Raw genomic sequence first — 19,973 nt, forward strand, 5'->3', positions numbered from 1 at the left:
GGTTCATTCCCCCAGGTTGGAAGTGCCGAGATCGAGCGTGAGTTTGGTGACGGCGAACGCCTCGGCGTAGCGCGCGTGGCTTTCGATGCCGCGGATCCGGGCCAGCCCGAGGAAGGCTTCCCGGTCGTACCAGGGCCGGTGCCGCTGCGAGGGGTAGTGCTCCTGCAGCAACCGCACCTTCTGTTCGGCGATCTCCGGCGACAGCGGCTGGTACGCCGCCGGACGGCCGAGATCGCCGTCCCACTTGACGATCTCGTAGCCGAGCACCAGGTGGTCGCGGAACGCGGTGGGTATCAGCTGCGCCAGGCCGCGGTGGTCCTGGTGCGCGTCCTCGGTGCGCGGGGCCAGGACCAGATCCGGCTCGGTCCTCTCGCGCAGCTCCTCGACCGCGGCCTTGGCCTCCTCCCAGTGCGCGGGCAGTCGGCCGTCCGGCAGCTTGAGCACGGTCAGCCGCAGGTCGGCGCCCGGGCAGAAGGCGGCGAGCGCGGCCTTCTCCTCCTGCTCCCGGTCGGTGCCTCCGCCGGAGAGCACCAGCGCGTCGATTCGGATACCCGGCCGCGCGAGGCACAGCGTCAGCAGCGTGCCGCCCGCGCCGATGGCGATGTCGTCGCAGTGCGCGCCCACGGCGACGATCCGGTCCAGGGGCCCGGCCCCGAGCCGGATCACGCCCGTGCTCCGGCGGTGTCCCGTTCCCACACGGCCCAGGGGCGGTCGCCGCGGGCGTATGCCTCGTCGAGCGCGGCCCGCTCCTTCACGGTGTCGGTCGGCTTCCAGAAGCCGCGGTGCTGGTGCGCCATCAGCCGTCCCTGCTTGGCCAGTTGGGCGCATCCGTCGGCGACCAGGTCGCCGTTCTCCGGGATGTGGTCGAAGACCTCCTGGCGGAGCACGAAGTAGCCGCCGTTCTCCCACAGCGGCATGTCGCTCACCGCGGTGATGCCCCCCACCAGGCCGTCCTCGCCCAGGTCGACGCAGTGGAACGAGGACTGCGGTGGCACCACCATCATCGACGCACCGGCGTCGCGCCGGGCGAAGTTCTCGATCATCTGCGGCAGTGGGGCGTCGGTGAGTACGTCGGCGTAGTTGGCGAGGAACATCTCGTCGCCGTCCAGGTGGTGCCGCACCCGGCGCAGCCGCTCCCCGATGGGCGACTCGATGCCGGTCTGCGCGAACGTGATCGTCCAGTCGGCTATGTCGGTGGACAGCAGCTCGGTCCGCCCGCCCCGCAGCACGAAGTCGTTCGACGTCGTCTCCTCGTAGTTGAGGAAGAAGTTCTTGATGTGGTGGGCCCCGTACCCGAGGCACAGGATGAACTCCTTGTGCCCGAAGTGCGCGTAGTAGCGCATGACGTGCCAGATCAGCGGCCTGGGGCCGACCATCGCCATCGGCTTGGGCACGTCGTCCGCGGCTCCGCTCCGCATCCGCATCCCGTAACCGCCGCAGAACAGTACGACCTTCATCGCTTGACCTCGACAATGCTCAGTTCCGGGATGGGAAAGACCAGTCGGCCGCCCCAGTCGTGGACGAAGGACAGTTGCTCGACCAGCTCGTCCCGCAGGTTCCACGGGAGGACGAGGACGTAGTCCGGTTTGTCGGTGCTGATCTGCTCGGGCGGCAGGATCGGGATGCGGGTGCCGGGGGTGAACCTGCCGTGCTTGTAGGGGTTGCGGTCGACCGTGTACGGGAGCAGGTCGGGCCGGATGCCGCAGTGGTTGAGCAGGGTGTTGCCCTTGCCCGGGGCGCCGTAGCCGACGACCGTCTCGCCGCGCTCGGCCGCCTCGATGAGGAACCGCAGGAGGTCCCGGCGCACCTTGGCCACCCGGGCGGAGAACTCGGTGTACCCGGACAGCTCCTGCAGCCCGGCGGCCTTCTCCCGGGCCAGCACGTCGGCCACCCGCTGAGTCGGCTCGCCGGCCACCTCGGCCGGCCGGGCCCACAGCCGGATGGAGCCGCCGTGCGTGGGCAGCAACTCCACGTCCACGAGCGCGAGTCCGCCGCTCGCAAGGGCTCGGATCGCGGACGCGACCGTGTAGTACTGGAAGTGCTCGTGGTAGATCGTGTCGTACTGGTTCTCCTCGATCAGGGTCAGCAGGTGCTGCACCTCGATGGAGACCCAGCCGTCGTCGGCGACCAGGGCGCGCAGCCCCTGGGTGAACCCGACGACGTCGGGGATGTGCGCGTACACGTTGTTGGCCACGACCAGGTCCGCCGGGCCGTGCTCGGCGCGGACGGCCGAGCCGGTGTCCGGGGACAGGAACTCCGTGAGCGTGGGCACACCCGCGTCCCGCGCCGTGCCACCGACGTTCACCGACGGCTCGATACCGAGGCAGCGGATCCCCCGGTCCACCACGTGCCTCAGCAGGTACCCGTCGTTGCTCGCCACCTCGACCACGAAGGCGTCGGTGCCGAGACCCAGGCGTTGTACGGCGTCGGCGACGAACGTGCGCGCGTGCTCCACCCAGGAGGTCGAGTACGAGGAGAAGTACGCGTACTCCTTGAACGTCTCCTCCGGCGTGATCAGCGGAGGGATCTGCGCGAGCCAGCAGTCGGTGCAGACCCGCAGGTGCAGCGGGTACGCCGGTTCCGGCTGGTCCAGTTGGTCCGCGGCGAGAAAGCTCTCACATGGTGGCGTCGCCCCGAGGTCGACGACGCTCGCCATCGCCTCCGAGCCGCACAGTCGGCATCGTGTCATCTACTGTCCCCATCCCCCCTGCTCGCGCGGGTGTCCCCGCCGCGAGCCAGTGCTGACCGTCCCGCGATCGCGGTGCGGTACTCCTCCAACAGGCGCTCCAGGCCGACGGCCGGGCTGAACCCCTGCTCGTATCGGCGCCGGGCCGCCTGGCCCATCTCCTGGTTGCGGTCCGGGTCGGCCGCGATCCGGCGTATGCAGGACGCGAGCGAGGCGGGCTCGCCCGGCCGGTGCAGCAGCCCGGTCACCCCGTCCTCGACGAGTTCGACGAAGGCGCCGTGACCGGCGGCGACGACCGGGACCCCCGCTGCCATCGCCTCCACGACCACCAGGCCGAACGCCTCCAGCCACGTCGAGGGAGCCACTACGGCGACCGCCCGCGCGACGGCCTTCCGGCACTCCGCCGTGTCGTACAGACCGACGTAGCGCACGTCGTCCCGGCCCGCCGCCCAGGCGGTCACCTCCCGCTCCAGCGGCCCCGTGCCGGCGATCACGAGCGGCACGCCCACACCGCCGTCCGCGGCCAACTCGTCCCACGCGGTCATGAGCAGCCGCACGCCCTTGGCCTCCGCGAGCCGGCCGAGATAGAGCAGATGCTCGCCGGCGCCCTCTCGGCAGGCGCCCGGGTCGGGCACGAAGTTGTGCTTCACCGCCAGCCGCTCGGCCGGCATGCCGGCCCGCACCAGGACGTCGCGCTGCGCCGCGGAGATGCAGAAGAACCGTTCCACGCCGGACCACCACCGCCGCCGGTTGACCGACATGCTGACCGCGAGCGGCACCGTCGCAAGGCGGGAGCTCCGGTAGCAGCCGTGCCGGACGGCGGGCAGCGGCGCGGACCCGACGCACTCGGTGCACGGCCGGCCGTCCCGCTGCAGCGTGCCGGGCGGGCAGACCTGCGTGTAGTTGTGCAGCGTGGCGACGGCGGGCACGCCGGCGTCGGCGCAGGCGGCCAGCACCGCCGGCGACAGGAGCGGGAAGACGTTGTGGACGTGCACCACGTCCGGCCGCTCGGAGCGAAGCCGGGCGGCGAGCTCCGTGCGAACCGCCGGGTTCCACGGCACAAGGAGCGGTACCGCGACCTTGCCCAGCAGGGACCGGGCGGCGATGTCGTCGCTGCGCCGCTCGAACACCTCGACCCGGTGGCCGGCCGCGCGGAGCAGCGCCACCTCCTGGTCGACGACCTTGTTCTCCCCGCTCGGCTGCGCCGAGGCGTAGCGGTTGTGCACCACGAGGACGTGCATGCTCAGGTCACCTCCGATTTCTGGGCCCATCGCGGGACGCGCCGTTGACGGACTTCGGGCGTCGGGACGTCGGGCCCCGGGAGGGGCGTGGGCACGGCGGGTGCCGCCAGCAGCGAGGCGGCCACGGCGAGATGCAGCAGATACGGCGAGGCGTCGCCCAGCCCGGCCTCGGTGTACGACGCGATCGCGCAGTAGCTGATCAGGAAGATCGCGCAGGCCCTCGACAGCGACGGTGGCCGCAGCAACGCGACGCCGCCCAGCACGATGATGATCGCCGCCACCAGGGCGACACCGGTCATGCCCTGCTCGTTGTAGACGGCCAGCCAGCTGTTGTCGATGGGCAGCCCGTCGAACGACTTGTCGCCCAGGCCCATGCCGAACAGCTGTTCCGTGGTCGTTCGGGGTGCTGCCAGCAGGGCGTGCCAGACCTTGGCCCGGCCGGTGAGGCTGGCGAAGTTCTCCTGGCTCTGCCCGCGCAGGAACCACGCCTGGAGCGCGGAGCTGAACCCCACCGCGGCCACCGCGGCGCACAGCACCGCCCAGGTGAAGAACCGGCGGGCGGCGGCGCTGGTCAGGATGAGCGAGCTGATCGCCAGTGCCAGCCCGACCAGCAGCCCGAGCGTGGCCGTCCGGGTATGGGTCAGCGCGAGCAGGGCGAGTGAGGGCACGATGACCACCGCCGCGCTGGTCCGGTCGGTCCGGCGGCCCAGGAGGAGCAGCACGGTGAGCCCGATGATCACCGCGGCGTACTGTCCGATCTGCGGCGGGGTGAGCGGCCACAACGCGCCGACCAGCCGCCCGCCGTAGAGCTCGGGCATGGCGGCGCCCGGTGAGATGACCAGGCCGGCGGCCACCGACCCGAGCACCGCGAAGTACATCCGGATGTGGTGCCGGACGAATGTCGTGCTGCCGTCCCACCAGCGGCTGAGCAGCCACAGCGTGCCGATGAAGAGAGCCAGCCGGGTGCAGCGGAACAGCGCGCCGAGCCCGGCCCCCTGTTCCACGCTGGAGATCAGGCTCGGCACCAGCAGCAGGGTGAGCAGGAACACGTAGGCGCTGGCCCGGATGCGCACCCGGGGGTTGACCACGAGCGCCAGCGCGAACGCGGCGACCAGCGAGCCCATGGTGACCATCTGGATGAGAGAGCGGGGCAGCGGGACGATGGTCTGTGCCCCGGCGGAGCCGAGGGTGTTGAGGACGAGCAGCCCCCAGGCCGTCCCGACGATCCTCGACGTGTGGTTCGTGCCCGTCTTGATCTCTGTGCCCATCTCAACCACCGTCCCCTGCGCGGAAGGTGCTGCCCGCGTCCTGCCGGTACGGCTTGTCCTGCCACTGCTTGAAGTCGACTGTCCGGCTCGCGTCATGGACGACGAAGGTCCATGGTCCGACGTAGACGTTGTCGTGCCAGCGGTTGTGCTGCTCGTTGGTGATCGCCTCGGCCACCCGCTCGCCCTGGTACGGCGACCAGTCCGGATAGGTGCCGTAGTTGGACAGCACAGCCATCCGGTCGCACTTCACCGTGCAGTCGACGACGGACTTGTCCAGCACGAAGCGGTTGTCGTGGATGTCCACCCGCTGGGTCTTCCACCGGCAGTCGGAGTAGAGCGGTGCCTTGGCGATCGCCGGCTGCGCGCAGCGGTCGGTGTTCTTCACCAGCAGCGTGCAGTCACCGGACGAGGTGTTGGCCGGGCTGTTGCAGAACCGGTCGGCGTTCTCCCACAGGGTGATCCCGGACCAGTTGTTCTCCAGCCGGTTCCGGTAGACCTCGATCTTGTCCGTGCGGGCTCGGATCCGCGGTTCGCCGCCGGACTCGGAGAGGTAGACGGTCGCGTACGGGAAGTTGTCGCCGTCGGCGGCGTAATCGCGGCCCTCGACCCAGTTGTTCCGCCGGATCGTGTTCTTCCGGATGACCGCGTTGTAGCTGATCTCGTAGATCAGCGCGGCACCGTCGTTGTCCTCGATCAGGTTGTCCTCGATCAGGAAGTCGTTGTTGTTGGTGTCCGCCCACAACCCGGTTCCGCGGTTGTCGTGCACCCAGTTGCCGCGTATGTCGGCGCCGTTGACGGCCCAGAACTTGACGCCTCCGCTGCAGCCGCAGTTCGGCCGCCGTCGCTCCCAGTCGCCCGTGTTGTTGCCCACGATCTCGTTGCCCTCGACCACCAGGCCGCGGATACGGTCGCCGGCCTGGTACGCGTTCATGCCGTACTGGCCGTTGGCGCGCAGGCAGCTGGCGCGGACCTGCTGGCGGGCGCCGGCCATCAGCCCGGCGCCGGAGTTGTTCTGGATCGTCGTGTGCTCGATCACCCACCCGTCGGCCGAGTCGTGATTGACCACGCCCTCGTCACGGGGCGCGACGAACCCCTGCACGGTCAGATAGCGGATCGTGACGTCGCGGGCGGTGCCGCCGAACGCGTAGTGGTTGCTCTTCCGGCCGTCGAGCACCGCGCCCGGCGCGCCGAGGTAGACGTCCCCCTCCTTGGGGACCACCTGGTCGTAGCGGTTCGACATGAGCGTGTGCTTGCCCGGCCGAAGCCAGAAGGTGGTGTGCGCGGGGCTGTTCTCGGTCTTCGCGGCCAGGTCGCCGGGCACGGCCGGGTCCACCGTCACCGCGCCCGCCGGCGCCTTCGCCGGTCCGGCCGCGGGCTTGGCGCACACCCGGGCCGCGGGCGTGGACGGCGCAGCGGTCGGCTTCGGCGCCGCGTCCGTGGTGCCGCCCTCACAGCCGGTCGCCGCCAGCAGGGCCAGCACCAGGGGTGCCGCCGGCCACGCCCAGCGCCGCCACTTCGTCCCCACGCGTCCTCCCCCCTAGCCGCGGAACCTGAGTACGGTCGTGAAGTCCTCCGTGCCGTCGGCGAAGCCGGTGCCGACCAGCGTGGTGGTGGGTTCCTTGCGCCCGAAGCCGGGGGAGTACCAGCCCAGCGGCGGGTCGCTCTCACCGCGGTGCGCCCGCCAGGACAGCTGCCCGGGCAGGTCGAGCGCTGCGGAGCGGTGCTCGCCGTCCCGGGTCCAGGTGAGCACGGCCCGGTTGTCCACCAGGTCCGCGGCGATCGCCGGGCCGAGGTGGAACGCCAGCCGCACGGGCCGGCGCGGGCCGCGCACCTCGTCGACCACCCTCAGCTCCTGGCTCGCAGCCGCAAGATCCACCCTGCGGCGGTGCACGGAGGGCTGGTAACCGTCGTGCTCGGCACACCAGCGGGTCACCCCCTCGGAGGATGTGTCCGCGACCAGGACCCGGCTGCGGGCATGCCGGGTCCACAGGAACGGGCCGCCGGAGACGGACTGGTCACCGCCGTCCAGTTGCAGGGTGTTGTGGCCGAGGGTCGACCGGAAGTACTGCCGCCACTCGGGCTGCCCGTGGTAGCAGAACGTCCCCGGGTCGGCGAGCACGTCGACCCCGTCGTGCCGGACCTCCACGGACAGCGCGTCCGCGTGGGCGTGCGCGGCGATGGACAGGAATCCGTGCGGACCACCGTCGCAGCGGCACCAGATCTCTCCCGTCCCTTCCGGACCGCGCAGGATGGTCATGCCCGCGTCGGCGAAATGGGCCGGTCGGCTCGCCGGGCGTGCGGTTCCTTTTGTCGCGTACGGCCGGATGAGCGCGGCCAGCAGCGGGGTGCGCACATCGGTACCGGTCACCGCCGGCCACCAGGCGAGCCGGCCGAACACGGCTTCCCCGGTGGCCAGCAGCGAGGCCCAGCGGTCGGTGCCCGCGCCGTCCACGATCAGACCGTGCCCGTCGTCGGCGTCCCCCTGGCGTGGCGGCCGCAGCCGGCCGTCCACGACGGCCGCGAGCGCGTCGGTCATCCGCAGCAGCACCAGCCGGACCGTCGCGGGGACCGGCACGCCCGCGGCATCCGCCTCGGCCACCGCGGCCAGGCCGAGCTCCAGCACCAGTCCGTGATACTCGCTGGCCAGCTCGCGGTTGAGGCCGGAGAGGAAGGTGTTGCCGCGCAGATTCCGCTCCAGCGAACGCAGCGCGTCGGCTCGCCAGCGCGCCGAGGAGGGGAACCACCCGAACGCGCAGGCCGCTGCGACCTGCCCGGCGGCCTCGGCGATGACGTGGTTGTTCGCCGAGGACCCCCGGCTGGGGAAGGCGGCCAGCCAACGCTGGTGGTGCCAGATCTGGTTCAGCGCCACCGGGTTGCCCTCGAACAGAGCGGCCACGCCCGGCCATCCGTCGAGCAGCCGGCGGACCCACACCCAGGACAGCAACCGGATGCCCAGCTCGATGCCGCTGATCCAGTGCACTCCGCGCAGCGGAGGGTTGGCCGCCCACCACGACCGCAGGTGCTCGGCCACGCGCTCGGCGTACCGCTCGTCCCCGGTGATCGCGTAGGCGGCGGCGAGCACGGTGAGGTACTGATGCCGGGACGGCTCCCAGATCTGCTTGATGTCCCCGACCGCGTCCTCGTCGCGGTACGGCACGTCGAAGGCGTAGCCGCCCGGAGCCCGGCGCCCTGTCTTCGGGTCGTACCACCAGTCCGGGTCGGCCAGGTCGTCACGGGCCACCCCGAAATACTCGGCGTGCCCGTCCATCAGCCGGTCCGCCTCGGCGATGAGACGTTTCGCGGCGTCCGGTGGCACCGCGTCGAGCGTCCCCGCGGGCAGTACCGCGGTGAACCGGGCGCCGGTCACGCTCGGGCAGTCCGGCGGCGCCGAACGCCATCGCCGCCTGCGCACCGCGTCGCCCATCCGGCCGCCGACCTCCCGCGGTTCCATCCGGGACAGCCGCCGCAGGTACCAGCCCGCGCTCATGGTCACAGCGGCCTCGCCAACGTCACCGGCGCGCCGCCGGCCAGGCCGGCCTGCACGGCGAGGGTGGCCGCCGTGGTGGCGACCAGCGACTCCAGCGGCACCGGCATCGGCCCACCAGTCCGCACCGCCTTGATGAACGCGGCCAGCTCGGCGTTCTGGCCCTTGTCCCGGGCCTTGGGCAGCCGCGAACTGACCCACCGCTTGCGGCCGTAGACCGAGGCGCGGACGAAGTCGTCGAGCCGCAGCACCTTGCCGTCCGCGAAGAGGTCCAGCGTCTCCTTCGGGAAGCCGGGCGCGCCGGTGGTGACGTAGCTGATGGTGGCGGTGGACCCGTCCGGGTAGCGCAGCACGACCTGCAGATCCTCGTTGCCGGACGGGGCGACCGCGAACACCGAGACCGGATCGGCCTCGAGCAGCCAGCTCGCCGTGTCGATGAAGTGCCCGCCCTCGCCGGCGAACCGCGAGCCCTCGGTGCCTTGTTGGAGGTACCAGCTGCCGTGGTCGAGGCGGCCCGCATTGACCAGGTAGCGCAGGCTCGCCGGCCCGGTCCGGGCGCCGAACCGCGTCCTGGCCTCCTGCAGCAGCGGCGCGAACCGACGGTTGAAGCCCACCTGCAGCCGGTCGTTGCCGGACTCCTCCACCGCCGCGAGTACGCCGGCCAGCTCGTCCTCGGTGAGCGCCAACGGCTTCTCCACGAACACCGTTTTGCCGGCAAGCAGCGCCTGTCGGGTCAGTTCGGCGTGCGAGCTGTGCCGGGTGACCACAAACACCGCGTCGATGGACTTGTCGCCGAGCACGGCGTCGAGATCGGTGGTCGCCTCGGCGAATCCGAACTTCCGCTTCGCGTTGGCCGCGGACAGCGCCGTCGTGGTGACGACCGTGGACAACTCGACGCCGTCGCGCTGTGTCAGGTGCGGCAGTAGCATCGACGTCGCGTAGTTCCCCGCGCCCACGAACGCAAGGCGCACCGGCGTCTTCACGGCCCGGGTCGGACTCGGCTTGACGTTCACCGTGGGCACGGCCACCGCCGGAGCCTCCGCCTGCACCCCCTGTTCGGGGTACCGGAACAGCACGGCCACGGCCTTCAGATCGCCGTCCTTCAGGCTCCGGTACGTCTCGACGGCGTCGTCGAAGTCGGCGATGTGGGAGATCAAGGGCTCCACGTCGACGCTGCCGCGGGCGAGGAGATCGAGGAAGCACGCCAGGTTGCGGCGCTCGGTCCAGCGCACGTAGCCGATCGGGTAGTCCCGCCCCTCCAGCTCGTACTCCGGGTCGTAGCGCCCGGGGCCGTAACTGCGGGAGAAGCGGACGTCGAGCTCTTTCTCGTAGTACGCGTTCCACGGCAGGTCCAGGCGGCACTTACCGATGTCGACGACCCGGCCGCGGTCCCGGCAGAGCCGGGCGGCCAGCTCGACGGGCTCGTTGCTGCCGCCGCCGGCGGCCAGGTACACCTGGTCCACACCGTGACCGCCGGTGAGTTCGGCGACGGCGGTCTCCACGGCCGCGGACGCCGGATCGCCGCAGGCCGCAGCACCCAGGCGCTCGGCGAGCTCGCAGCGCACCGGGTCGGGGTCGACGCCGACGACGCGGACTCCGGAGGCGGCAAGGAGCTGAACCACCAGCTGCCCGATCAGGCCGAGGCCGATGACCAGCGCCACTTCGCCGAGCCGTGACTCGCCCTGGCGGACGCCCTGCATCGCGATCGACCCGACGGTGCCGAAGGCCGCGTGCCGCGGCGCGAGGCCGTCCGGCACCGGGGCATAGAGGTTCTTCGGCACCCAGTTCAACTCGGCGTGCAGCGCGTGCTCGTTGCCTGCGCAGGCCACGAGGTCGCCGACCTTCACATCGTCGATCCCGGCGCCGACCTGCTCGACCACCCCGCACAGGGAGTAGCCCAGCGGCGTGTAGGAGTCCAGCTTGCCCATCACCTTGCGGTAGGTGGCGGGCACCCCGTTGGTGGCCACGCTCTGCACGACCTTGGCCACCTGGTCCGGCCGGGAGCGGGCCTTGCCCAGCATCGACATGCCGGCCTCGGACACCTTCATGAGCTCGGTCCCGGTGGAGATCAGCGAGTAGGCGGTCCGGACCAGCACACCGCCCGCCTTGCAGCCCGGCACCGGCACGTCGAGCAGGGCCAGCTCGCCGCTCTTGTAGTTCTGTACAACCTGTTTCACGCGAAGTCCTCTTGTCTCTACGCCGTCAAGGACGAGTTCTGGCCGGACCCGGAGGTCGCGCCGCGATACCAGTACTCGAGGGTCAGCACATGCCACAGATGTTTGGAGAAGTCCCGCTGCCCGGCGGCGTCCTCGGCGACGAGCCGCGCCAGCGCGTCGCGGCGCAGGAACCCGGAGCGGACGAGCTCCCCGTCGTTGATCACCTCGCGCACCAGCGGTGCCAGATCCCGGCTCATCCAGGCGCGCAGGGGGGCGCTGAACAGGCCCTTGGGCCGGTACACGATCTCCCGGGGCAGGATCGAGGTGGCCGCCTCCTTCAGGACTGCCTTGCCCTGTCGTCCGACGATCTTGCGATCACCGGGCACGGCGAACGCCGCCTTGACCACCTCGACGTCCACGTACGGCACCCGCACCTCGGTCGACGCGGCCATGCTCGACCGGTCCGTGTACGTGAGGTTCAGGCCCGGCAGGAACATCCGGGCATCGCCCAGGCACATGCGGTTGACGAAGTCGTCGAGGTCGTTGTCCTGGTAGACGTCCGCATGCTCGGTCAGCACGTCATCGACCGTCCCGGCCAGGTCCGGATCGATCAGGGCGAGCAGCTCGTCCTGGTCGTACATGGTGTAGCTGCGCCGGAACGCGGTCTCCTCCGGCAGATCGGCGAAGGAGAGGAACCGCTTCGCGAAGCGCACCGACCGGTACCCCCGGCGGCTCGTTGCGACCGGCAGCCGGTCCACGGCCCTCGACAGGCCACGCCGCAGGGGGCTCGGGACGCGCTGGTAGCGCAGCGCGATCAGGTTGGCCAGGTGCTTGCGGTAACCGGCGAACAGCTCGTCGGCACCCATCCCCGAAAGCATCACCTTGACCCCGGCCTCCCGGGCGGCCGAGCAGATCAGGAACGTGTTGATCGCGGCGGGGTCGCCGATCGGCTCGTCCAGGTGGTACGTCATCTGCGGCAGCAGGTCGAGCACGTTCGGGGCGATCTCGATCTCGTGCAGGTCGACGCCGAACCGCTCGGCCACCTGCCGGGCGTAGCGCAGGTCGTCCGGCATCGCCTCGAACTTCGCGTCCTCGGCGCGGAAGCCGATCGTGTAGGCGGAGATCCCGGGTTGGTCGCGGGCCGCCAGCGCGGTCAGGTAGCTGGAGTCGAGGCCGCCGGAGAGGAAGGTCGCCACGGGTACGTCGGAGAGCATGTGCCGCCGGGTGGACTCCTCGACGACGGCGGCCAAGTCCGGCTGCTCGCCGCCCCGGGCCCGCTCCCGGCCCTCTGCGGCGACGTCCTTCAGGTTCCAGAACCGGCCGCGCTCCACCCGGCCGTCAGGCCGGCACCTGAGCCAGCTCCCCGGCGGCAGCTTCTCCGCTTCGCGGAACGCGCACCGTGAGTCCGGCACCCAGTAGTACAGCAGCGAGGCCACCAGCGCCGCATGGTCCACCTGCAGCGACCCGCCGGTCACGGCGGCGAGCGCCTTGAGCTCGGAGGCGAACACCAGACCCTCGCCGCGCCGGAGCAGGAACAGCGGCTTGATGCCGAGCTGGTCGCGGGCGAGCACCAGTTCACCGGTTCGCTCGTCGAAGATCCCGAACGCGAACATGCCGCGCAGCCGGGGCAGGCAGTCCGTGCCCCAGCGCCGCCAGGCCTCCAGCAGCACCTCGGTGTCGGAGGTGCCGCGGAAGCGCACCCCGGCGGCCGCCAGCTCGGCGCGCAGCTCGGGCGCGTTGTACAGCTCGCCGTTGTACGTCAGGACGAGGCCGTCCGAGACCATCGGCTGGGCGCCGGTCTCGGACAGGTCGATGATGGCCAGCCGACGGTGCCCGAGGTGTACTTCGCCGTCACCGAGGGGGTGGCTGTACCGGCCCGCCCCGTCCGGACCGCGGTGGGCGAGGGTCTCGGTGAGCCGGTCGGTCACGACCTTCCCGTCCGGCCATCGGTAAGTGCCTGCGATGCCACACATGTCCTACCTCACCTCCTTGTCGTTGTCCGGGACCCGGGCAGCCCACGCCGGCAGCTGCTCCGTCAGCCGCCGGCCCTCCCCCCCTGCCTGAACGGCGTGGGAGGTACCCCCACCCTTCTGCCGGGCCGGCCGCCCGCTCCGCCCACGCAGCGCGGTGTGCAGCCCGTTCCACAGCGTGCCGTCGGTCCGGTCACGCGGATCGGGGTCGATCAGCACGACACCGATCACCGGAATGCGCTGGTCCGCGAGCTGCCGTGCCACGGTGTGCAGCCATGCGGCGCTTCCGTGCCCGGCACGCACGACGAGCACCGTCTCAGTGCCGAGGTACTGGAGGTCGGTCCACGCCGTGCCGGGCGCCACCGAGCCGACGCCGAGTCGGCGCTCCTGGTGCGACACGGCCGCGGCATGCTCGCCGGTGACCACGGCGGGGTCCCCGGGCTTCGGGCGGAGCCCGGCGAGCTGTCGGCCGGGCAGACCGTCGACGATGACCACCGGCCCCTCCGCCGCCAGTGCCCTGGCGAGGTCCAGGGCGATCACGCTCGTGTTGCGCGCGCAGCCCAGTTCCAGCAGCGACACGGGTTCCGCGGAGCCGCGCACAACGCGGGCCAGGGACGTGGTGAGCCGTTCGCGTGTCGCCCGGACCCGGCGGCTCTGCCATCGCCCGGCCGACCGGTGGGGCAGCTCCGCGATGACCGAGGCGCCGAGGTTCGCGGCGATCTCCCGGCGCAGCACGGGACGGTCCGCCACCACAGCGCCGACCGCGGCCACCGCGAGCCCGAGGAAGAGCCCGAGGAAGAGTCCGATCGCGGCGTTGGTGGCAGCGGCCTTGGGCAGGGAGTTCCGCACCAGGTACGGGGCATCCACGATCTGTGTGCCGGCGACGAGCCGGGGCGTGCCGATTCTCGCCTCCCCGGCGCGCTGGCTGAAATCGGTGATCTGCGAGGTGAGTTCGGCCCGGCGGGCGTAGAGCGACTCCAGGTCCGCCGACGACTCCGGCCCGCTCGCCTGCGTTCCGTCTCCGATGGCCTTGTTGACCTGGGCCAGTTGGCCCTTCAGCTGGTCACGCTGGTCGAGCAGGGTCTTGGCCTCGGCGTCCGCGGCCTCCTGTATTCGCCTCACATGGTCCGCGACGAACGCATCGGCCAACGCCTTGGCGCGGGCCACCGCTTCCGCGTCGCTGTCACCGGTCACGGTGATCTGCAGCACGTTGTTGGTCAAACCGGTACCGCTGTAGTCCTTCATGAAGTCCTCGGCTTTTTCCTGGGACTTGAGGGACTTCAGGGCCTTGTCGGCGATCCGTGTGGTCTGCAGCAGCGCGACGTCGGTGCGGATCAGCGTTCCGGGGTCGTTCGGCTGATCCTCCTCATGCGAGACCAGCACCTTGGTCACCGCGGTCGGCGGCTGCGGGAGCAGGAACGCCACCACCGCGCCGACGAGCAGCCCCAGCAGCGCGAGGGAGCACCAGAGGCGGCGCCGCCTGCGCACCGCGGCCACCAGGGCCTGCAGATCAAGCAGCGGAGCGGCGGCCGACGACTCCGGAGTCGTACTCGTCGTCACCCTCTGACTCCCGTCGCGTCGTCCAGTTCGCCGTCGAGGTCCGCGAGCGCCGGTACGGCGGCATCTCGAGAGTTGTCGGCCGACTGCGTCGCACGGATCGGACCGGCGAGGACGATGCCGACGACCGCGTGCTTGGCGTCCGCACACGCCTCGGCGATGCCGGCGAGCTCCCCCGCGGTCCAGCTGCCGGCGCTGAGCACGATCAGGGCTCCGGACTCGAAGCCGCGGTCCGGCACCATCGGCCGGGACACCGAAACCGCCACCGCTCGCAGCAGCGGATCGCTCCCGGCCTCGACGACGAGCTGCCCGGCGGCCCGGCGGGCGATCTCGTCACCCTCGGGGAAGATGACCAGCAGCCGCCGCGAGGCCGGTGGCTGGTCCCGGAGACGTGAGCACACCCGCCGGTAGCGGATCTGCCTGCTGGCCTCGTCGCCGGACGTCTGCGGGGTCGGGATGTCCCACCGGACGTCCAGGCCCAGCAGCCGGCGGATCCAAGCCCCCGGGCCGCGGCCTTCCGGCCGGTGCGTGGGCCGTTCCACGGGTACGTCGACGGTACCCAGCAGCGCCGAGCCCAGCGCCGCGGTGATCTCCCCTTCGCCGCGCAGCCGACGGCTCATCCGCGCGGCGGTGAGATGGCCGATGACCGCGAACAGGAAGAACAGCAGCGCTCCGCCGGCGATGAGCTGCGGTCTCGTCGGCGGAGCCTCGCCGGTCGGCCGGGCCGCCGACCCCATGACGACCAGGTTCTTCGCCTCGTCCTCGGCCGGATCGGCCTGCTCCAGCGTGTTGATGGCCTCCCGCAGCGCGGTGCGCAGCTTCTCCAGCTCGGTGCGGGTCTGCACGCTCTCCACGGTCTGCCCCGGGTCGGTCGCGTCGGCCAGCTTGCTGATACGACGGCTGGTGTCCCTCACCGACTTCTGAAGCGCGGCGAGCTCCTCCGCCGCTTCGGGGTCGGCGCTTTCGTTCGCGATCCGCGTGGCGTAGGAGACGAACTCCTTGGCCACCTGGTCGGAGAGCCGCTGTGCGCGCTCCGGGGTGTCGGCCGTGCCGGAGATCTTGATGATGTTCCCGTCGGTGGCCTTGGCGCTGACATGATCCCGCAGGTCGCTGCCGCTCACCCCGGTCCAGCCGAGCTTGGCGGCCGCGCGGTCGACCACCACCGAACTGGTCGCCACCTCCGTCTGAGTCAGCAGCTCGCGCTCTTCCCACGTCCCGGGCAGCAACACCGACGCCGACGTCGTGTAACGCGGCGGAAACAGCAAGGAGGTGCCGTAGCCGACGAGCGCGCCCACCACGGCGACGATGGCGAGAAGCCGCCAGCGCCGACGGAAAATGCGCCCGATCGTGACCAGGCGTATGGCGTCATCGTTCAACGGCGCTGCCTCTTCCCAGCCCGGTCCGGGTCGCCTGCCGACACCGGAGCGTGGTCACGGCAGGCAGCGGCGTAGGCGGCGAGCAGCGACGCCTGCGAGTTCCGCCAGGAAAGCTGCCCGCTGATCCGCTCCTGGCCGATCTTGCCCATCCGGGCCCGCTGCTCCGGATCGTCCAGAAGCAGCGCGATGAGCTTCGCGAACTCGGCCTCGTCGTTGGCGGGCGCGTAGACGGCGGCGTCACCGGCGGAGACTCGCGCCTCCCGGAGGTCGAACGAGACGATCGGCCGGCCCATCACCATGTATTCCAGGACCTTGTTCATGGTCGACACGTCGTTGAGCGGATTGTGCGGGTCGGGAGAGAGGCACACGTCCGCGGTGGACAGATAGCGCACCAGGTCGGCGTCCGGAACGCGCCCGGTGAACTGCACCTGCTCCGAGAGCCCGAGCCGCCGGGACAGCTCCACCATCGCGTCGAAGGTGTCGCCGGCGCCGACGAACACCGCGTGCCAGTCGGTCCGCCCGACTTCGTCGCGCAGCTTCGCGAGGGCCCGCAAGGCGTAGTCGACCCCGTCCTGCGGGCCCATGACGCCGAGGTAGCACAGCAGATGAGGCTTGCCGCGCTTGAGTTCCGGCTCGGGCGGTACGGGGTGGAACCGGTCGATGTCGGGCGCGCTGCGCACCACGAAGACGTCCTCCGGCCGCCGGCCGCCACGGCGCACCGCGACGTCCCGGTAGCTCTCGTTCGTGGCGAGCACGATGTCCGCGGCCCGATAGGTCCGCCGTTCCAGCGCACACACGGCGCGGTAGAGCAGATCCTGGCCGCGGTCGAACCGGGAGAGGTACAACTCGGGTACCAGGTCGTGCTGGTCGAAGACGAACCGCGCGCCGCGCCGCTTCATCCACAGTGCGGGCAGGAACAGCAGGTCGGGCGGGTTGCAGGCGTGAACCACGTCGACCGGGCCGACCTTCCGGGCCAGCCGGACCGTGTGCCACAACGCCGATCCGTACTCCCGCAGATAGCCGGCCGGTCCTCCGGTGGCCGCGCGCAACGGGTAGCGGTGGATCCGCACCCCGTCGATCTCCGCCTCCGGCTCCGTGTCCCGCTTGCTCCCCATGGGGCAGATGACGTGCACCTCCCACCCCGCGTCGCGCAGGGTCGTGCACTCCTGCCACACCCGCCGGTCGAACGGCACCGACAGGTTCTCCACCAGGATCAGCGCGCGCCGACCCGGCCGGTCGCCGCCGGCCATGTCTCCAAACGATCTGTCACCAAGCAAGGCCCACGTACCCCGGTTCGGCCCGGCGCGCCGCGGCGTCGGGAAGGTGGATGAGGTCGACGATCACCGGGCTGTCGCCATGGGGCAACGCCGACAGGACGGCCGGGTCCCTGGTCCCGACCAGGCACACCTCGGCGTGTTCGAGCACCTCGTCGACGGACTCCGCGAGCAGCTGCGCGAGGTGCGGCAGCCGGGTCTCGATGTACTCGCGGTTCGCGCCCATCAGCCGGGAGAGGCTCACGTTGGCGTCGTAGATCCGCAGGTCGTACCCCTTGCCGAAGAGCCTCTCCGCCAGCTCGACGAGCGGGCTCTCGCGGAGGTCGTCGGTGCCGGGTTTGAAGGACAGCCCGAACATTCCCACCCGGCGCTTGCCGGTGCGCTCGACCAGCTCCACCGCGCGCTGCAGATGGTCGGAGTTGGAGGGCAGCACATGGGAGAGGATGGGCACCGAGACGTCGGCCCGCTGCGCCGCGTGGACCAGGCTGCGCAGGTCCTTGGGCAGGCAGGAGCCACCGAAGGCGAAGCCGGGCCGCAGGTAGGCGGGGCTGATGTTGAGCTTGCGGTCGGCCAGGAACACGTCGATCACCTGGTGCGAGTCCACCCCGAGCGCCTGGCACACCGCGCCCAGCTCGTTCGCGAAGCCGATCTTGAGGCCGTGGAACGCGTTGTCCGCGTACTTGATCGCCTCGGCCGTCGGGATCGGCACCCGGAACACCTCGCCGGGCAATCCGTCGTACAGCGACGCCACCACGTCGCCGCTCGCCGGATCGAGCTCGCCGATGACGGTCTTGGGCGGGTCGAAGAAGTCCCGCACGCTCGTGCCCTCGCGCAGGAACTCCGGGTTGACCGCGACCCCGATGTCCACGCCGGCCGTGCCGCCGACGTACTTCTCCAGGATCGGCACCAGCAGGTTCAGGCAGGTGCCCGGGAGCATGGTGCTGCGGAACACGACGGTGTGCCGCCCACCCCGCTCGGCCAGCGCGGCGCCGATCTGCTCGGTGACCCGCTCCAAGTACGTGGTGCACAGGCTGCCGTTGGGCTCCGACGGCGTGCCCACGCAGATCAGCGACACCTCGCTGTCCATGATCGCCTCGCGGACGTCACCGGTGGCGCGTAGCGCTCCGGTCCGCACGACCTCGGCGGTGAGCTCGCCGATACGTTCCTCGACCACCGGGGCCTTGCCCTCGTTGACCAGGTCGACCTTCACCTGGTTCACGTCCACCCCGATGACCTCGTGCCCCATGCTGGCAAGGCACGCGGCCGACACGCAGCCCACGTAGCCGAGCCCGAAAACGCTGACTCTCATGACTCGTTCCTCCCCCCAGGCAGGCCCTCCCGGCCTGCGGTCCGCGCACCGGCGGGACCCTTGAGTTGCAGTCCCCCGTTGAGTTGCAGTCCCCTGCTGAGTTGCAGTCCCCCGCGCATCAGTAGGCCCCCTGCCCGTAGAGCACCGCACGCAGCGTCTTCCACAAGATCACTGTGTCCAGGGCGAGCGACCAGTCCTCCACGTACCGCAGGTCCAGCCGGACCGCTTCCTCCCACGACAGGTCGCTGCGTCCGCTGATCTGCCACAGACCGGTGAGTCCGGGCTTGACCAGCAGCCGCCGCCGGATGTCCGGGCCGTACGCGGCGCACTCCTCCGGTAGCGGAGGCCGCGGACCGACGAGCGACATCGATCCGGTGAGTACGTTGAAAAGCTGCGGGAGTTCGTCGATCGAGTACCGGCGCAGCACTGTTCCCACCCGGGTCACCCGCGGATCCCGGCGGAGCTTGAACAGCAGGCCGGCGCCCTCGTTGCGGTCGGCCAGTCCGGCACGTGCCCGGTCGGCCCCGGCGACCATGGTGCGGAACTTGAACATGGTGAACTCGCGGCCGTCCTTGCCGACCCTGCGCTGGCGGTAGAACGCCCCACCCCGGCTGTCCACCAGCACGAGCAGCCCGACGAACACCATCAGCGGCGCGAACAGCATCAGCAGAATCGTTGCGCCCACCCGGTCGACGACCGCTTTGACCGCCCGGCGGCCCCCGGTGAAGGTCGGCATGCTGACCCGCAGCAGCGGGATCCCGAGCACCGCGTCCACGTGCAGCCGCGGGCCGGCCACCTCCATGAGCACGGGGGCCACGACCATCTCGGCATCGCTGCCTTCGAGGTTCCAGGCCAGCCGCTGCAGTCGGGCCGGTGACCAGTGCGGGTCCGGTGTGACCGCGACGACACGGTAGCCGTCGTGGCGAACGTGCTTGGCTACGTCCGCGAGTTGGCCGACGACCTGCACTCCGTCCAGTTGGTCACCGTCGATCCCGCGACCGTCCGTCGTGCACACCGCGTCCACCCGCCAGCCGAGGTGCGGGAACTTGCGGGTCCGGGTGATCAGGTCGCGCACGGTGTCCGAGCTCCCGGCAGCGAGCACCGGTCTCAGGCACCGGCCTTCCTTGCGCTGTTTGTGCAGCCAGAGGCGCAGCAGATACCGCTCGGTCATGGTGACGAGGGCGATCGCGGGGATCGCGACGAAGATCCAGAGCTTGACGTTGCGCGAGGTGATGGCGATCCCGCCGAGCGCCAGTACGACGGTCGCCGTGAACAGTGAGCGGCCGAGCCGGCGGAATTCCTCGGCGCCCTGGCCGAGCACGGCCGGAGCCCACGCCCGGCTCACCGCGAGCGCCCCCAGCACCAGCAGTTCGGTGCCGAATGCGAGAATTCCCCACTTCTCATGCCAGTTGGCCGCGTCGCGGGCCCCGAAGAAGTTACCGATCGCCGCCACGACGAAGGCGGTGGCCACGGTGTCGCTGGTGATCACGGCACGGCGGTACCGCTGCTCCCAGTCGATCATTGGCCGGCTGATGGCGCCGTCCGCCAGACGCCCGTGCGCCGGCGGAAACGGGCTGACTAGTCCCCCTTGCCGCACAGAACCCCCCAAGGTCCCCAGTGGTTCGACGTGTTCGCCCAACACTGTTTAGCCC

General features: G+C 71.0%; 14 protein-coding genes. All 14 read right to left on the reverse strand.

Features of this window, described 5'->3' with window-relative positions:
* Positions 1 to 3: 3 nt before the first annotated feature.
* Positions 4 to 666: a PIG-L deacetylase family protein gene (locus FNH08_RS05700; RefSeq protein WP_322723774.1), complete on the reverse strand. Its 663-nt coding sequence runs from the start codon at positions 664 to 666 to the stop codon at positions 4 to 6.
* The gene (locus FNH08_RS05705) at positions 663 to 1,457 is read right to left on the reverse strand and encodes a glycosyltransferase family protein (RefSeq protein WP_152770140.1); all 795 of its coding nucleotides are present in this window, start codon (positions 1,455 to 1,457) and stop codon (positions 663 to 665) included. Before FNH08_RS05705 ends, FNH08_RS05700 begins: the two co-directional genes overlap by 4 nt.
* Entirely contained in the window at positions 1,454 to 2,689 is a 1,236-nt protein-coding gene (locus FNH08_RS05710) for a class I SAM-dependent methyltransferase (protein WP_152770141.1), read from the reverse strand. The genes FNH08_RS05705 and FNH08_RS05710 overlap by 4 nt, the downstream gene beginning before the upstream one ends.
* Positions 2,686 to 3,927 carry a glycosyltransferase gene (locus FNH08_RS05715; protein ID WP_152770142.1) on the reverse strand — a complete coding sequence of 414 codons (1,242 nt, stop codon included), beginning with the start codon at positions 3,925 to 3,927 and terminating at the stop codon, positions 2,686 to 2,688. Before FNH08_RS05715 ends, FNH08_RS05710 begins: the two co-directional genes overlap by 4 nt.
* A gap of 2 nt (positions 3,928 to 3,929) precedes the next feature.
* Positions 3,930 to 5,195, reverse strand: coding sequence for an O-antigen ligase domain-containing protein (locus tag FNH08_RS05720; protein WP_152770143.1), 1,266 nt, complete (start codon positions 5,193 to 5,195; stop codon positions 3,930 to 3,932).
* Position 5,196: 1 nt separating this feature from the next.
* Complete coding sequence (locus FNH08_RS05725; protein ID WP_322723776.1) at positions 5,197 to 6,720, reverse strand: right-handed parallel beta-helix repeat-containing protein; 1,524 nt, start codon at positions 6,718 to 6,720, stop codon at positions 5,197 to 5,199.
* A gap of 12 nt (positions 6,721 to 6,732) precedes the next feature.
* Positions 6,733 to 8,688 carry a heparinase II/III family protein gene (locus FNH08_RS05730; RefSeq protein WP_322723777.1) on the reverse strand — a complete coding sequence of 652 codons (1,956 nt, stop codon included), beginning with the start codon at positions 8,686 to 8,688 and terminating at the stop codon, positions 6,733 to 6,735.
* The gene (locus tag FNH08_RS05735; RefSeq protein ID WP_322723778.1) at positions 8,685 to 10,856 is read right to left on the reverse strand and encodes a bi-domain-containing oxidoreductase; all 2,172 of its coding nucleotides are present in this window, start codon (positions 10,854 to 10,856) and stop codon (positions 8,685 to 8,687) included. Before FNH08_RS05735 ends, FNH08_RS05730 begins: the two co-directional genes overlap by 4 nt.
* 17 nt (positions 10,857 to 10,873) lie before the next feature.
* The gene (asnB, locus tag FNH08_RS05740) at positions 10,874 to 12,808 is read right to left on the reverse strand and encodes an asparagine synthase (glutamine-hydrolyzing) (RefSeq protein WP_152770145.1); all 1,935 of its coding nucleotides are present in this window, start codon (positions 12,806 to 12,808) and stop codon (positions 10,874 to 10,876) included.
* 3 nt (positions 12,809 to 12,811) lie between these two features.
* Positions 12,812 to 14,365, reverse strand: coding sequence for a Wzz/FepE/Etk N-terminal domain-containing protein (locus tag FNH08_RS05745; protein ID WP_322723780.1), 1,554 nt, complete (start codon positions 14,363 to 14,365; stop codon positions 12,812 to 12,814).
* Positions 14,362 to 15,738 carry a Wzz/FepE/Etk N-terminal domain-containing protein gene (locus tag FNH08_RS05750; RefSeq protein WP_152770146.1) on the reverse strand — a complete coding sequence of 459 codons (1,377 nt, stop codon included), beginning with the start codon at positions 15,736 to 15,738 and terminating at the stop codon, positions 14,362 to 14,364. The genes FNH08_RS05745 and FNH08_RS05750 overlap by 4 nt, the downstream gene beginning before the upstream one ends.
* Entirely contained in the window at positions 15,735 to 16,988 is a 1,254-nt protein-coding gene (locus tag FNH08_RS05755; protein ID WP_228033922.1) for a glycosyltransferase family 4 protein, read from the reverse strand. Before FNH08_RS05755 ends, FNH08_RS05750 begins: the two co-directional genes overlap by 4 nt.
* Positions 16,989 to 17,004: 16 nt before the next feature.
* Entirely contained in the window at positions 17,005 to 18,321 is a 1,317-nt protein-coding gene (locus tag FNH08_RS05760; protein ID WP_152770148.1) for a nucleotide sugar dehydrogenase, read from the reverse strand.
* Positions 18,322 to 18,439: 118 nt separating this feature from the next.
* Complete coding sequence (locus tag FNH08_RS05765) at positions 18,440 to 19,918, reverse strand: sugar transferase (protein ID WP_322723782.1); 1,479 nt, start codon at positions 19,916 to 19,918, stop codon at positions 18,440 to 18,442.
* Positions 19,919 to 19,973: the final 55 nt, after the last annotated feature.

Source organism: Streptomyces spongiae, from assembly GCF_009377185.1.
GTDB lineage: Bacteria > Actinomycetota > Actinomycetes > Streptomycetales > Streptomycetaceae > Streptomyces > Streptomyces spongiae.

Coding starts and splice junctions, on each gene's coding strand:
- FNH08_RS05705 (WP_152770140.1), bottom strand. CDS start 1,457: ATGAAGGTCGTACTGTTCTGCGGCGGTTACGGGATGCGGATGCGGAGC.
- FNH08_RS05710 (WP_152770141.1), bottom strand. CDS start 2,689: ATGACACGATGCCGACTGTGCGGCTCGGAGGCGATGGCGAGCGTCGTC.
- FNH08_RS05715 (WP_152770142.1), bottom strand. CDS start 3,927: ATGCACGTCCTCGTGGTGCACAACCGCTACGCCTCGGCGCAGCCGAGC.
- FNH08_RS05720 (WP_152770143.1), bottom strand. CDS start 5,195: ATGGGCACAGAGATCAAGACGGGCACGAACCACACGTCGAGGATCGTC.
- asnB (WP_152770145.1), bottom strand. CDS start 12,808: ATGTGTGGCATCGCAGGCACTTACCGATGGCCGGACGGGAAGGTCGTG.
- FNH08_RS05755 (WP_228033922.1), bottom strand. CDS start 16,988: ATGGCCGGCGGCGACCGGCCGGGTCGGCGCGCGCTGATCCTGGTGGAG.
- FNH08_RS05760 (WP_152770148.1), bottom strand. CDS start 18,321: ATGAGAGTCAGCGTTTTCGGGCTCGGCTACGTGGGCTGCGTGTCGGCC.